Raw genomic sequence first — 13799 nt, forward strand, 5'->3', positions numbered from 1 at the left:
CCACCTCCATGCCTGACCACGATCTTCCCGTCGATCCTAACACCATCCTTCCCATGCGCGTTGAGACCTTTGCCGAGTTCGCCGTCGAATCCGCGCTCTGGCTGGTGCGGGAATCGATGGATGCCATCGCCAACGAGACCGAATTCGATCCTGATCCGGAAAACTGCTTCAGAGTGCTGGGCCGGTTGCCCGCGATCCGTGAATTGCGCGATCTGACGGAAGAACAGCGTCACGACATGTTCGTGGAGGGCTTCCGCCACATTCCGAACGGAGCGCACGAGGCGTTCGAACTGCTGTTGGCCGAGCACAAGCCGCTGTTGTGGGAGGGCTTCCGGCAGCGCTGGAATGTCGTCGCCAACGAGGTTTCGCTCGCCTGATCTTAACCGTGCAGGGGAGCAAGGACGAAGTATCTCTTCCCCTGATTCCCCTGCATGGTTAGACTCGTTTTCAGTATCGCGTAAGGAAGCTCGTCATGGCCCGCAAGCACCTTCAGGTCTCAGAAGCGCCCGACAACGCCGCCAGGCCGCGGCCGCGCAATGTCTTGATCTATATTCGGGTCTCGACCGAAAAGCAGTCCAACAACCAGCTCAGCCTCGATTCGCAGGAGGAAAATCTGATCGCGCGCTGCAAACGCGACGGCGACCATATCGCCGGCATCTTCCGTGAGGAGGGCGAGACCGCCACCAACATGAAGCGCCCGGCCTTCGAGCAGATGATCGCACGCGCGACCGACGGTACGCGTAGTGTCGACGCGATCATGGTGTATTCGTTTTCGCGAGCCTTCCGAAACCAGGTCGAGCAGGAGCTCACGGTTCAAACCCTGCGCAAGCACAAGGTTGAACTGATTTCGCATGCCGAACCGCTGGCCAACGATGACACCGGCGACATGTTCAGGAAGTTCATCGGCATCGTCAACGAATACCAGTCCAAGGAGACGGCCCGTTCCACCATGAGAACGATGAAGGCCAATGCGCAGCTTGGCTACTCCAACGGCGGCATCATTCCGTTCGGCTACAAATCCGTCGACGCCGAGATTATCGGCAACAAGCAGAAGAAGAAACTCGCGACCGAGCCGGTCGAAGCGGAGGTCGTGATCCGCGCCTTCGATCTGGCCAAGAACGGGGATGGCAACAGCGGTCCTCTGGGAACGAAGAAGATCGCGGAGTGGCTGAACGCGCACGGCTATCGCTCGCGCAACGGCTCGCTGTTCGGGACCGGCACCGTGCACGAGATGCTCACGCGCCGCGCCTACACTGGCGTGCGGAACTTCAACGAATTTGATCGGAAGGGTGACGGCGAGCGCAAGGCGCAGTCCGAGATCGTCGAATACGAAATTCCCGTCATCATTGACCAGGCGACCTTCGAGGCGGTCCAGGCCCTGCTGGTGTCGCGCCGTCCGAGGTCTCGCGGGCCGCGGCTCGCTTCGGCGCCGTCTTTGCTCGGCGGCCTTGTCCGTTGCGACTGCGCCAAGTCCTGCGCCCTGACGACCGCCACCGGCACCTCACGGACCGGCGTCATCTACAGCTATTACAAATGCATCCAGTCCATCAAAAAGGGCAGCATAAGCACGACGACGGCGCCTCCTGCGGCAATCGCAAGATCGCCCGGCCTGTCATCGAAAAGCTCGTGGTTGAGGCCCTGCTGGACCAGCTCCTACAGCCCGAACGGGTCACGGCCATCCTGACCGCCCTCAAGGCCCGCCGTGACGACCGCCAAGCTTCGGCTGACCGCCGTCTCGTCGACCTTGCCCGCCAAGTCACCGATGCCGAAGAACGCCTCTCCCGGCTCTACGCCTCGATTGAGGCGGGGACCATCGACGGCACCGACCCGACGCTGAAGGAACGCGTGGCGGCCCTGAAGACGACCCGGGACCGGGCCCTTGAGGCCCTCGATTACGCGAAGAAGTCGAGCGCGCTCCCGATCGAGATCGACCCTGTCGCCGTTGACCGATTTACCCGCTTGATGCGCGAACAGCTCGTGTCGGGCGATGTGGCCGCCCGGAAAGCCTATCTGAGCGCTATCGTCGATGCGATCGTCGTGTCCGACACCACCATCCGCATCATCGGCTCAAACGACAACATCCGGGCCACCCTCGGCCCGAACGGTCAACCCACGCCCACGGTTCGTAAATCTGTTCAGGAATGGTGCCCCTGGCCGGAATCGAACCAGCACTCCTTGCGGAACTCGATTTTGAGTCGAGCGCGTCTACCAATTCCGCCACAGGGGCTCCCGGTCGGCCCCTGGAAAAGGGCCTCGCAAAGCGGGCGGACTATAGCCATCGACAGGGCAGGGTCAACCCGCGCCAAAGTGATCCCGGCTGTTCTCGACAGCCGCCTGGGCCGGGGTTAGAGCCTTAAGAAAGCGACCCATCCGAAAGAGGCTGCCGTGACGACCCAGAGTGCCGCAATACCTGCATTCAGGCCGGCTGGGACCGGTCCCGCGCTGACCGCCTCGGTGCTCGTCACGCTGATTGCCGCAGCGACCATCGCCGGCGCCTGGTTCTTCCAGCTCGTGCTGGAGATCCTGCCCTGTCCGCTGTGCCTGGAGCAGCGCTACGCCTATTATCTCGCGATTCCGGTCGGTGCGCTGACGGCGCTTGCGGCACGGAGCGGGGCGCCGCGGCCGCTGCTGCTCGCGGGCCTTGCGATCCTCGCGCTGGCGACACTCGCCAATGCCGGCCTCGGCACCTACCACTCCGGGGTCGAATGGGGGTTCTGGAAGGGCCCGACCGATTGCTCCGGTCCCGTCATCAATCTCGGCAATGCCGCCGATCTGCTGTCCAAGCTCGACACCGTCAAGGTGGTGCGCTGCGACGAGGTGCAGTGGCGCTTCCTCGGTCTCTCGCTCGCCGGCTACAACGTGCTGATCTCGCTGTTGATGGCCGCGATCGCGGCGTGGGGATTTTTGCGGACGGCGAAGCGCGCGTAGCCGCCGTAGGGCGGGCACAGGCGCGCTCCTTGCGCGCCGTGCCCACCATGCTTCCGTGATGTCGGTACAAGAAGCGGTGGGCGCGCTTCGCTTTGCCCACCCTACGAGGGCTGTGCCCCGTCAATCATCCACATCGTCCTGCGTGCGACCGAACAGGTGCACGATGCCCGGGGTCGCGATCGTCACGAACACGAAGCGCGACAAATGATGGGCGCCGACGAAGATCGGGTCGATGTGCAGCGTGAGCGCGAGCGCCAGCATCGCATCCATCGCGCCCGGCGCGAAGGCGACGACGACATCCGATAATTTCACCTGCGTGGTGAGCGCGACGATGCCGACGAAGATGGCGGAGACGGCGATGGCCACCGCAAACGAGCCGAGCGCCGCATGGATGTGGCCGGCGAGCGTCTTGATCCGCATCCGCGCGAAACGGCTGCCGATCAGCGCGCCGATGCCGATCAGCGCCACGCCGCGCACCCAGTTCGGCAGGCCGCCCTCGACCCAGTCTGCGCCATGCAGCACGCTGGAGGCGATCATCGCGCCGAACATCCAGCTCGCCGGAAACTTGATCAGCCGCAGCAGGAGCGCCGCGGCCAGCGAGGCCGCGACCAGCTCCACGAGCTCGAGCGGCGAGGCGATCGTCGTCGTCAGCGACGGCGCGACGGAGGGCGCCACGCCCGCGAACGCGAGCACCATCGGCAGCGCCGCGGTGAGGATGATGACGCGCATGGTCTGCACCACCGCGATGCCGGGCAGGTCGGCGCCGCGCTCGACCGCCAGGATCGTGATCTGCGACAGCGCGCCGGGGCTGCCGGCGAGAAAGGCCGACGTGCGGTCCCAGCCATGGATGCGCTGGAGGTAGTAGCTCGAGCCGAAGGTCGAGCAGAAGGTCGCGAGCGCAAGCAGGCCGATGGTGACGGGATAGGCGCTGACCTGTTGCAGCAGGTGGCGCGAGACCACCGAGCCCAGCGAGATGCCGAGCAGTACCAGCACGGTCTGGGTCAGGATCGGCGGCAGCGCCAGCTGGCGGCCGGCGATCGCGGCGATCCCGACCGCGATCATCGAGCCCGAGATCAGTCCCCCGGGAAGTCCGGCGACCAGAAACACGAGGCCGCCGGCGGTGCCGATGACGAGCGTCTCCACCGTGCTCAAGATATTGGCACGGCTTGGCCATTCGAACGGCAGGGAGGCGGTGATTTGCTTCACGCCACCTTATCGCAAATCAGCGAGAGGCACACAATTGCAGCCTCGTCATGCCGCAATGCGCGCGCCCCTCACGGATGCTCGCGAGCCGTAGCGTGACGGATTTACTTCTTGTCGGCAGCGGGGGCGGCGGTGCCGGCCTTCGCTTCCTTCATGCACTCACGGCGAAATTTTTTGCGCTCCTTGCCCTTCAGTGCCTTGGCGTCCGCTTGCTTGGAGCATTCGAGCGACTCCGCCGAGCGCTCCTTCGGCGCCTTCTTGTCGGCGGGGGCGGCGGCAGTTGTGGTCTTGGTGTCGGTCTTGGCAGCCGGCGCGGCGGTCTGCGCGAAGGCGGTGCCGGTGGCGAGCAGGGAGGCCAGGGCGACGATGGCGAGGCGAGACGTGAAGGTCATGGTGGTGCACTCTTGCGAGATTGCGGAGAGTTGGGAACGTCGGCTCGCCTTGCTGAACGCGACATGAATAATCCGAGCCGGGGGGATCACTATATTTTGGCGGCAGGCGCCATCGCTTCCTTGTCGCGGCCGGGCGGCACGCTAGGATAGCAATCCTCGTTTCGCTTCCGTCGGGGAAGACCAAGGAGGAGGACCAAGGATGACCATTCAATCAAAATTGCTGTGTGCGGTTGCATTGACGGGCTTTGCCGCGCTGGTCGCGAGCGCGCCGGCGCAGGCGCTGACCTCGCAGGAGTGCAGCGCGAAATACCAGGCCGCCAAGAAGGACGGCTCGCTCGGCACCATGAAATGGAATGACTTCCGCAAGGCCCAGTGCGGTGCGGATGCGACGCCTGCCGCGGCGCCGACCGCGGCCGCTCCGGCGGCGCCGGCCGAGCCGAAGCAGGCGAAGAAGGAGGCGGCCCCGGCCGCCGCGCCAACCCCGCCGGCCGGACCCGCGATCTATCCGAACGCCGTCGATCCGAAATACGCCAAGGAGACCGCCGGCAAGGCGCGCCTCCACACCTGCGTCGACCAGTACAATGCCAACAAGACCACCAACGGCAATGGCGGCATGAAGTGGATCGAGAAGGGCGGTGGCTATTACAGCGAGTGCAACAAGAAGCTGAAGGGCGCCGCCTGAGCTTCGACATGATGCGATGGCCGGAGCAAAGCTCCGGCCATTTCGCTAGTCGAGCAGCTTCTCGGCCGACTTCGCCACGAGCTGCGAGCGTTTGCGCGGACCGCGCTCGACGAAGAGCAAGCTCTGGCCGAAGATGAAGCAATAGAACAGGAAGGCCTGCGCCTCGGCCGCCTCGGCCTCGAGGCCGGTCGCGCGATAGAGCTCGGCGACGTGCTTGAGCCGCGCCGCGTCCACGCTCGCGACCGCCGCGGCGGCGTTTTCGTCCGAGCGGGCCCATTGCCGGATCGCGAGCTCGATCGCCATGCCCTCCGGATTGAGCCGCTCGGAATAGAGCTGGATCACCGCCTTCAGCCGCTCGCGGGGCTCTTGCCCATCGAGGCTTGTCTGCTGCGCGATCGATGCCGCACGTCCCTCGCGCCAGCGTTCCAGCATGGCATCGAGCAGCGCGGTACGGTCGGCGAAGCGGCGGTAGAAGCCGCCCTTGGTGACGCCGAGATTCTTGGCGAGCACCTCGACCCGCACCCCCTCGACCCCCGAGCGGGCGAGCTCGGTAAACCCTGCCTCGACCCAGACATCGCCCTTGCCGTCGTTCATGAAGGAAGCCTCACCGGTTCTTGATACGGTGCCGTATTGCTAACGCGAGCAGGCGCTGATACGCTACCGTATCAATGATCAAAAGGCGGAAAACGGCGGGAGGAATTGCGATGCAGGAGGCGACCTATCGCGGCACGGTCTATCCGTGGCAGTGCGATCACGTCGGCCACATGAACATCATGTGGTATGTCGGCAAGTTCGACGAGGCCAACTGGAATCTGTTCGCCCGCCTCGGGCTGACGCCGAGTTATCTGCGCTCTTCCGGCCGCGGCATGGCCGCCGTGCAGCAGAACATCACCTACAGGCGGGAGCTGCTCGCCGGCGACATCGTCGAGATCCGCAGCCATTTGCTGGAGGTCCGCGACAAGTCGATCCGCTTCCGGCACGACATGACCAATGCCGAGACTGGCGAGATCGCCGCGTTCTGCGACATCACCGGCGTCCACATGGACCGCAGCCAGCGGAAGTCGGCGCCGTTCACGGATGCGATCCGCGCGGTCGCTCTGCAGCATCTTGCCGAGCCGGCCGAGGCCTGAGCCATGGCCGCTTTCGAGCCGAAAAATCCGGGCTATCGCGCCGCCGCTATTGCCATGTTCGACGGCCAGCCGGCGATGCGCACGCTCGGCATCGTGATCGTCCGCCTCGCGCCGGGCGAGGTCGAACTGGCCATGCTGCATTCGGCGGCCTTCACGCAGCAGAACGGTTTCGTCCATGCCGGCATCATCACGGCAGGCCTCGACAATGCCTGCGGCGTCGCCGCCTTCACCCTGATGCCGCGCGAGGCCGACATCCTGACCGTCGAGTTCAAGACCACGCTGCTGGCACCCGCCCGCGGCACGCGCTTCGTCTTCAAGGCCGAGGTGGTCAAGCCCGGCCGCACGCTGACCTTCTGCGAGGCCAGGGCCTTTGCCGAGCACGAGGGCAACACCACGCCGATCGCCACCATGACCGCGACGCTGATGGCGATGCTGCCCCGCGCGGCGGCTTCGCCAGCGCCGGTGGCGATCCGCGCATAGCATGGCGATGACATCGCGCCCGCAACGCTCTATATGACGCGTAACAGTTCCCGGTCGCGAACCGTATTTGCAGCGATGGGACCGAAACGGGGCGAGATATGGCTGGATTCAGGAACAAGGGCCTCGTGGCGACGCGGCGTGCGGCGCTGACGCTGATCGGGGCGGGTGCCCTTGCGGCAGGTCGGATCACCTCTGCGCGCGCGGCCGCCGCCGATGACGAGGTGCTGACCGAAGCCAAGGTGCTGCGCGACCCCGATGTTCCCGTGGCCGGTAATCCCGACGGCAACATCAGCATCATCGAATGGTCCGACTACAATTGTCCCTATTGCCGCAAGCTCGAGCCGGAGCTGCGCCAGGTCGTCCAGGACGACGGCAAGGTGAGGCTGGTGATGAAGGATTGGCCGATCCTCGGGCCGGTCTCGGTCACCGCGGCGCGGATCGCACTCGCGGCAAAATTCCAGGACAAGTACCATCAGGCGCATGACGCCATGATGGGTGTCAGCTCGCGCCTGACAGAGCCGCGCATCAACGAGCTGCTCGCGGCCGCCGGCGTCGACATGGACCGCCTGAAGCGCGATCTCACCGACCGCGCCAAGGACATCAACGCCGTCCTCAAGCGCAACAACGAGCAGGCCGAAGCCTTCGGCTTCAGCGGTACCCCCTCCTTCATCGTCGGCAAGTACCGCGTGCCCGGCGTGCTCAGCATGACCGAGTTCGAGCAGGTCATCGCCGATGCCCGCAAGGCCAAGATGAATTGAGGCGAGCCGGATCGATCGCCGTCAACGCAAAGGCGCCGCCGCGGACCCGCGACGGCGCCTTGTTCGTGATACGGCGTCGTTACTTCGACGAGATGCGGACCCAGTCCTTGTGCGCGCGATCGCGCAGGGCATCCCAATCGGCCTTGGCGACGTCCCAATTCACGATGGTGCGATTGGTCGTCGCGACCTCGCCATTGGCGACCGACGACGTCTGCATGGAGTCATAGACGTATACGCCGCAACCGAGCAGCAGCGCGCCCAAAATCATTCCAAAAACGTCTGCATCTGCGAACCTCCGGTGACGGGCGATAACGTCGGCCCGGAGTGATGGTTCCGCGGCAGTACGGCGCGGATAAGGACGACCCGTTCATCCGCCGTTCAGCCACTCCAGCAGCTCTGCGTTGATCTCGCGCGGATAGGTGTGGCTGAGGTCGTCGATCTCGCGATAGGCGACATCGGCGCCGGCGGCGGAGAGGGCCGCCTGCGTCTGGCGCGCGGTCTGTACCGGAAACATCCAGTCGAGCTTGCCGTGGGTGATGAAGATCGGCAGTCCCTGCAGGCGCACGGCGTCCGCCATCTCAGCCATCAGCGGATGGAACGTCGCCGACACCGGCGCGAGATGCGTGAAGGGCGAGGCGCCGTCGAGCCCGGTGACGTAGCAGAAGGTGCCGCCGTCACTCATGCCGCTCAGCAGCAGGCGCGAACCGTCGACGGTCCAGCGGCTGCGCACGGTGTCGAGAATGCGCATGAGGTTCGGCGTGTCGCTATCGTCGCCCATCAGCGCCCATGTCGGGCCGGTCGCGGTCGGCGCCACCAGGATCGCGCCAAGGCTGCGGGCATCGCGCAGCCAGCTCCAGAGAAAACCGCGGCCGTTGCCGCTGCCGCCATGCAGCGCCATCACCAGCGGCATGGCGCGCTCCGGCGAGTAATATTCTGGCACATAGACCGAGAAGCCGCCGCGGCTGCCGGGCTCGTTGTGGTCGTGGAAGATGCCGGTGTGTTCGCCCGCGCCGGCTTCCAGCCGCGTCAGCAGATCGTCATTCTCGCGATTGGCGGCGTTGAGGAAGAAGTTGCTCACCGGCGGAAACTGGGTCGACAGCGGGTACAGCGCCTCCTGCGCACGAGGCAGATGGCGCAGCGCGCGGAAGACTGCGACGAGATCGCCATTGCCGCGTTCGACCTCGCGTATGCCGGCAAAGGCGGCGAGCGTCTCGTTGCAGGCGCGGTCGAGCCGCTCGCGCAGGCCGGTGAACTGCTCGGGCCAGGCGCCGATCGCAGCGTGCGCCGCCTGCAGCGCCGCGTCGGGCGCGCCGATCGCATTCATCACCGAGGCAAAGGCCGGCGGATGCAGGTGCCGGGTGAAGAAGCCGAGCGCTTCCAGCGCGTTGAGCAGCGGCGGCAGCACGGTCACGATGTCGTCAACGACGGCCTCGCTCATCGCCGCTTTCCTTGCTTGATGTCGGTTCGATCTCGTCAGTGCAGCTTCGGCGCCTTCAAGAGCTTGAAGCGGTCGGTCGACGTCACCGTGACGTCGAAGGTGACGCCTTCATGATGCACGGTCAGCGGCACGTCGACGCCGGCGGCGCCGAGCGCCCACATCTTCTTGTAGAAGGCGGTCTGGCTCGTCACCTCCTCGCCGTCCACCGCAAGGATGACATCGCCGGTCTTCAGCTCCGCGCGCGCGGCCGGGCCGTTGGTGGAGATCCCGATCACGACCAGACGGTTGTCGATTTCGGTCGAATAGAGCCCGAGCCAGGGGCGCGACGGCTTATTGACGCGGCCGAATTTGCGCAGATCGTCGAGCACCGGCTTCAACAGGTCGATCGGCACGATCATGTTGACATGCTCGGCCTTGCCGTCGCGTTCGCGCTCGAGCTGCAGCGAGCCGATGCCGATCAGCTCGCCGCGCTCGTTGAGGAGGGCTGTGCCGCCCCAGTTCGGATGCGCGGGATAGGTGAAGATCGCCTCGTCCAGCAGATATTCCCAGTAGCCGGCGAATTCCTGCTTGGCCACAATCTGGCTCGCGACCGATCGGGTGCGGCCGCCGGCGCCGCCGACCACGACACGGTCGCCGACCCTTGTTTTCGCCGAGTTGCCGAGCGGCAAGGGTTCGACGTCGAGGTGACCGAGCGCCTGCACGAGGCCGAAGCCGGTGACGGAATCGAAGCCGAGCGCATGCCCCTCGACGACGCGCCCGTCGGCGAGATGCAGCCACACCGATTCCGCCTCGGTAATGAGATAGCCGATGGTCAGCACCAGCCCGTTGTCGATCACGACGCCGTTGCCGGCGCGTTCGGTGCCCAGCGTTTCGGCACTGAAGGCGTCGGGCGGGATGATGGCGTGCAGGCCGACGACGGACGCGAGCGAGCGGTCGAGATCGAAACCGTAATCGCTCGCGCGCGGCTGATTGGCCGACGGCACTCTCCATTCGGTCAAGGCGGGCATGGAGTTCTCCTGGCTGAGAGCATTGCCCCGCCTTGGCCGGCGGAACGACGCGCGAAGCATTCATAATTTAGGCTGGAGGAGGCCGTCTTGAAAGCCTCGTTCCCAACTATTCCGGAGATCGCCGCGTGAAATCTTCGACAGGCAGAGGACGCCCGCACAGGTGGCAAGCGGCCGCGCGATCCGGCACCGGCCGCATGGCTGCTGTCCCGCGACGTGCTAGGCGGGGTGCAATGAAGCTGCTAACCATTGCCGCTTCGTTTGACCAAGAGATCACGGACCGAAGCATGGATAACCGCAGCGACATCTGGCGTGGCGTCGACACGATCAAGGCGCGTTTCATCGACCTCAGCGACAGGGTCTGGGGCATGCCCGAGGTGTGCTACACCGAGGCGCGGTCCGCCGCCGAGCACCTCGCCGAGCTGCGCCACCAGGGTTTCCGCATCACCGAGAACGTCGCGGGCATCCCGACCGCGGTGATGGGCGAGTGGGGTGAGGGCGGTCCGGTCATTGCCTTCATGGGTGAATATGACGCGTTGCCGGGCCTCAGCCAGGAGGCCGGCGTCGCCGAGCACCGTCCGGTCGAGACCGGCGGCCATGGCCATGGTTGCGGCCACAATCTGCTTGGTTCCGCGGCGCTGCTCGCCGCGACAGCGATGAAGGACTGGCTCGCCGAGAACAAGGTGCCCGGCCGCGTGCGCTATTACGGCTGCCCGGCCGAAGAGGGCGGCGCAGCCAAGGCCTTCATGGTGCGCTCGGGCGCGTTCGAAGGCGCCGACATCGCCATCACCTGGCATCCGCACAGCTTCTGGGAAGTCGCGGTGACGCCGTCGCTCGCCAACACGCGCGCGGATTTCATCTTCACCGGCCGCACCTCGCATGCGGCGGCCTCGCCGCATCTCGGCCGCTCCGCGCTCGACGCGGTGGAGCTGATGAATGTCGGCGTGAACTACATGCGCGAGCACATGCCGAGCGACGCGCGCGTGCATTATGCCCTGCTCGACACCGGCGGCATCGCCCCCAACGTGGTGCAGGCGCATGCGCGCGTGCGCTATTCGATCCGCGCCCGCGATCTGCCCGGCATGAACGAGCTGGTCGGACGCGTCAGCAAGATCGCAGAAGGCGCGGCGTTGATGACCGAGACCAAGGTCGAGATGAAGATCATCTCCGCGGTCTCCAACATCCTGCCGAATACGCCGCTGGAGCAGGCGCTGCACCGGGTGATGGAAGAGCTGGGGCCGCCGCATTTCGACGACGCCGACAAGGGCTTTGCCAGCCAGATCCGCGCCACGCTGAGCGACAAGGACATCGCGTCGGTCTATTACGCGATCGGCATGGAGCCGACCGATCGGCCGCTGGCTGACTTCCTGGTGCCGCTCGATGCCAAGCGCAACCCGCTGGTCGGCTCGACCGACGTCGGCGACGTGAGCTGGGTGGTGCCGACCGTGCAGGTTCACGCACCCACGGTTGCAATCGGTACGCCGTTCCACACCTGGCAGGTGGTGGCGCAGGGCAAGAGCGGACACGCTCACAAGGCCATGGTGCAGGCGGCCAAGGCGATGGCCGGGATCGGCATCAAGGCGTTGATGGATCCGGAGCTGATCAAGGCCGCGAAAGCGGACTTGCAGAAGCGGACCGCCAAGACACCTTACGTCTGTCCGCTGCCGGACCACGTCGCGCCGCCGCTGACCATGTCCGTGGCGTAGAATTTCGCCTCGATACTTCGTCTGATGCCGCGAACAAATTTTCTGCAGTGCAGCGTGGATTCCGGTGCGATTTAGCGCCGGATTGCCGAACGCTTGGGCTGCGGAGCAGGGTTTTGCCCAACAGACAGCCAGAACACCGTTTGCATACGCATGGTCGCAGTTGACGCGCGGCCTATTCGGTGTGCCATCTACCGCCAGCAAAAAACCCGGTGGCCGCGGTGCGGCTGCCTGCATCCATACGGGAACCAGACGGGGGACAACCATGCTGGATAAAGAACTGCGTTCGATGATCGGTGACGTGAAGGACGGGCGGATGGATCGCCGTTCCTTCATCAAGCGTATGGCCGCGGTCGGTCTTACCGCCCCCCTCGCCAACCAGATCCTCGCGCTCGGCGGCGTCGCCATGGCGGAAGGCGCCTCGACCTACAAGCCGACCAAACGCGGCGGCGGCGGTGCGTTGAAGCTGCTGTGGTGGCAGGGTCCGACCCTGCTCAATCCGCATTTCGCCACCGGCACCAAGGACCAGGACGGCGCGCGCCTGTTCTACGAGCCGCTCGCCTGCTGGGATCCCGACGGCAACATGAAGCTGGTTCTGGCGGCCGAAATTCCCTCGATCCAGAACGGCGGCCTCGCAGCCGACGGCAAGTCGGTGACCTGGAAGCTCAAGCCCGGCGTCAAATGGCATGACGGCGCGCCGTTCACGGCCGACGACGTCGTGTTCAACTGGGAATATGCCAAGGATCCGGCGACCTCCGCCCTGACGATTGCGACGCTCCGCGACATCACGGTCGAAAAGGTGGACGACCTCACGGTTCGCATCCTTTTCAACAAGCCGACGCCGTTCTGGGCCGACGCCTTCGTCGGGGCCCCCAACACCATCATCCCGAAACATCTGTTCAAGGACTATATGGGGTCCAAATCGCGGGAGGCGCCGACCAACCTCTCGCCGGTCGGCACCGGCCCCTACAAGTTCGTCGAGTTCAAGCCGGGCGATCTCGTCCGTGGCGTGATCAATCCCGACTATCACATGGCGAATCGCCCCTATTTCGATTCGATAGAGATGAAGGGTGGCGGCGATGCGGTCTCTGCCGCGCGCGCGGTGATCCAGACCGGCGAGTATGACTTCGGATGGAATATCCAGGTCGAGGACGACGTGCTGCTGCGCCTGGAGAAGGGCGGCAAGGGAAAGACCGTCTACGCGGTCGGCGGAGACACCGAGTTCATCGCACTGAACTTCACCGATCCCAACACCGAGGTCGATGGCGAACGCTCGTCGATGAAGACCAAGCATCCGCTGTTTTCCGATCCGGCGGTGCGCAAGGCACTCTCGCTGCTGATCGATCGCGAATCGGTCAAGAAGGCGATCTACGGCCGCGCCGGCCGCACCACCGCCAACTTCCTCAACGGGCCGGAAAAATTCGTGTCCAAGAACACCACGTGGGAGTTCAGCGTTGAGAAAGCCTCGAAGGTCCTCGACGAGGCCGGCTGGAAGCCGGGCGCCGACGGCATCCGCGAGAAGGACGGGAAGAAGCTGAAGCTCGTCTACCAGACCTCGATCAACGGCCCGCGCCAGAAGACACAGGCGATCGTCAAGCAGGCCTGCCAGAAGGCGGGGATCGACGTCGAGCTGAAATCGGTCGTCGCTTCAGTGTTCTTTTCCTCCGACGTCGGCAATCCCGACACCTATTCCAAGTTCTACGCCGACATGGAGATGTTCCAGATCCCGCTGAGCCAGCCCGATCCGTCGCAGCACATGCGTCGCTACCTTTCGAACCTCGTCGCCACCAAGGAGAACAAGTGGCAGGGCACCAACTTCCCGCGCTGGGTCAACAAGGAGTACGATGAGACCATCCAGGCCGCGGACGGCGAGATGGATCCGGTCAAGCGCGCGGCGCTCTACATCAAGGCCAATGACCTCATGTACCAGGACACCGTGTTCATCCCGGTGCAGCACCGCCTGAAGGTCGAGGCGGCCGCCAACAATCTGCGGCCGGTCGTTTCCGGCTGGGCCAACGAGACCGACAATCTGTTCGACTGGTACCGGGAGGAATGATCACGCAGGCCTGAACCGGGATCGT

Annotated in this window: 15 protein-coding genes and 1 tRNA gene; 9 read left to right on the forward strand and 7 right to left on the reverse strand. The window is 65.1% G+C overall.

Going from position 1 to position 13799, the window contains the following annotated elements; genetic code table 11:
- Window positions 1-8: 8 nt before the first annotated feature.
- Together BJ6T_RS06960 and BJ6T_RS06965 are read left to right on the forward strand one after the other, a co-directional pair.
- Window positions 9-377 carry a hypothetical protein gene (locus tag BJ6T_RS06960; RefSeq protein WP_014491599.1) on the forward strand — a complete coding sequence of 123 codons (369 nt, stop codon included), beginning with the start codon at window positions 9-11 and terminating at the stop codon, window positions 375-377.
- Between the two features lie 95 nt (window positions 378-472).
- Window positions 473-1684, forward strand: coding sequence for a recombinase family protein (locus BJ6T_RS06965; protein ID WP_014491600.1), 1212 nt, complete (start codon window positions 473-475; stop codon window positions 1682-1684).
- 458 nt (window positions 1685-2142) lie between these two features.
- Here BJ6T_RS06965 and BJ6T_RS06970 read toward each other — a convergent pair.
- Window positions 2143-2227: transfer RNA gene (locus BJ6T_RS06970), tRNA-Leu, on the reverse strand.
- Window positions 2228-2385: 158 nt separating this feature from the next.
- On the opposite strand from BJ6T_RS06970, the gene BJ6T_RS06975 reads away from it, so the two are divergent.
- On the forward strand, window positions 2386-2928 hold the full coding sequence (locus BJ6T_RS06975) for a disulfide bond formation protein B (protein WP_014491601.1): 543 nt from the start codon (window positions 2386-2388) through the stop codon (window positions 2926-2928).
- 120 nt (window positions 2929-3048) lie between these two features.
- Here the strand turns inward: BJ6T_RS06975 and BJ6T_RS06980 are convergent, their stop codons facing one another.
- Together BJ6T_RS06980 and BJ6T_RS06985 are read right to left on the reverse strand one after the other, a co-directional pair.
- Window positions 3049-4134 carry an AbrB family transcriptional regulator gene (locus BJ6T_RS06980; RefSeq protein ID WP_014491602.1) on the reverse strand — a complete coding sequence of 362 codons (1086 nt, stop codon included), beginning with the start codon at window positions 4132-4134 and terminating at the stop codon, window positions 3049-3051.
- Between the two features lie 101 nt (window positions 4135-4235).
- Window positions 4236-4523: a PsiF family protein gene (locus BJ6T_RS06985; protein WP_014491603.1), complete on the reverse strand. Its 288-nt coding sequence runs from the start codon at window positions 4521-4523 to the stop codon at window positions 4236-4238.
- Window positions 4524-4722: 199 nt separating this feature from the next.
- Here BJ6T_RS06985 and BJ6T_RS06990 point away from each other — a divergent pair, with 199 nt between their 5' ends.
- Complete coding sequence (locus BJ6T_RS06990; protein ID WP_014491604.1) at window positions 4723-5205, forward strand: hypothetical protein; 483 nt, start codon at window positions 4723-4725, stop codon at window positions 5203-5205.
- Window positions 5206-5250: 45 nt separating this feature from the next.
- Here BJ6T_RS06990 and BJ6T_RS06995 read toward each other — a convergent pair whose 3' ends face one another.
- The gene (locus tag BJ6T_RS06995) at window positions 5251-5799 is read right to left on the reverse strand and encodes a TetR/AcrR family transcriptional regulator (protein ID WP_014491605.1); all 549 of its coding nucleotides are present in this window, start codon (window positions 5797-5799) and stop codon (window positions 5251-5253) included.
- A gap of 110 nt (window positions 5800-5909) precedes the next feature.
- Here BJ6T_RS06995 and BJ6T_RS07000 point away from each other — a divergent pair, with 110 nt between their 5' ends.
- The 3 genes from BJ6T_RS07000 to BJ6T_RS07010 all read left to right on the forward strand — a co-directional run bounded on the left by BJ6T_RS07000 (window position 5910) and on the right by BJ6T_RS07010 (window position 7573).
- Window positions 5910-6335, forward strand: a complete 426-nt coding sequence (locus BJ6T_RS07000; RefSeq protein WP_014491606.1) for an acyl-CoA thioesterase — start codon at window positions 5910-5912, stop codon at window positions 6333-6335.
- Window positions 6336-6338: 3 nt separating this feature from the next.
- Window positions 6339-6815 carry a PaaI family thioesterase gene (locus BJ6T_RS07005; protein WP_014491607.1) on the forward strand — a complete coding sequence of 159 codons (477 nt, stop codon included), beginning with the start codon at window positions 6339-6341 and terminating at the stop codon, window positions 6813-6815.
- Window positions 6816-6913: 98 nt separating this feature from the next.
- Window positions 6914-7573: a DsbA family protein gene (locus tag BJ6T_RS07010; protein ID WP_014491608.1), complete on the forward strand. Its 660-nt coding sequence runs from the start codon at window positions 6914-6916 to the stop codon at window positions 7571-7573.
- Between the two features lie 79 nt (window positions 7574-7652).
- Here BJ6T_RS07010 and BJ6T_RS07015 read toward each other — a convergent pair whose 3' ends face one another.
- From BJ6T_RS07015 to BJ6T_RS07025, 3 genes are all read right to left on the reverse strand, one after another.
- On the reverse strand, window positions 7653-7841 hold the full coding sequence (locus BJ6T_RS07015; protein ID WP_014491609.1) for a hypothetical protein: 189 nt from the start codon (window positions 7839-7841) through the stop codon (window positions 7653-7655).
- Window positions 7842-7940: 99 nt separating this feature from the next.
- A complete protein-coding gene (locus BJ6T_RS07020) occupies window positions 7941-9011 on the reverse strand; it encodes a carboxylesterase family protein (protein WP_014491610.1) in 1071 nt (356 codons plus the stop codon).
- A gap of 35 nt (window positions 9012-9046) precedes the next feature.
- The gene (locus tag BJ6T_RS07025) at window positions 9047-10018 is read right to left on the reverse strand and encodes a S1C family serine protease (protein WP_014491611.1); all 972 of its coding nucleotides are present in this window, start codon (window positions 10016-10018) and stop codon (window positions 9047-9049) included.
- A gap of 284 nt (window positions 10019-10302) precedes the next feature.
- On the opposite strand from BJ6T_RS07025, the gene BJ6T_RS07030 reads away from it, so the two are divergent.
- Both BJ6T_RS07030 and BJ6T_RS07035 read left to right on the forward strand, forming a co-directional pair.
- Window positions 10303-11721 carry a M20 family metallopeptidase gene (locus BJ6T_RS07030; protein WP_014491612.1) on the forward strand — a complete coding sequence of 473 codons (1419 nt, stop codon included), beginning with the start codon at window positions 10303-10305 and terminating at the stop codon, window positions 11719-11721.
- Between the two features lie 262 nt (window positions 11722-11983).
- Complete coding sequence (locus BJ6T_RS07035; RefSeq protein WP_028170111.1) at window positions 11984-13774, forward strand: peptide ABC transporter substrate-binding protein; 1791 nt, start codon at window positions 11984-11986, stop codon at window positions 13772-13774.
- Window positions 13775-13799 lie beyond the last annotated feature (25 nt).

The organism is Bradyrhizobium japonicum USDA 6, from assembly GCF_000284375.1.
GTDB lineage: Bacteria > Pseudomonadota > Alphaproteobacteria > Rhizobiales > Xanthobacteraceae > Bradyrhizobium > Bradyrhizobium japonicum.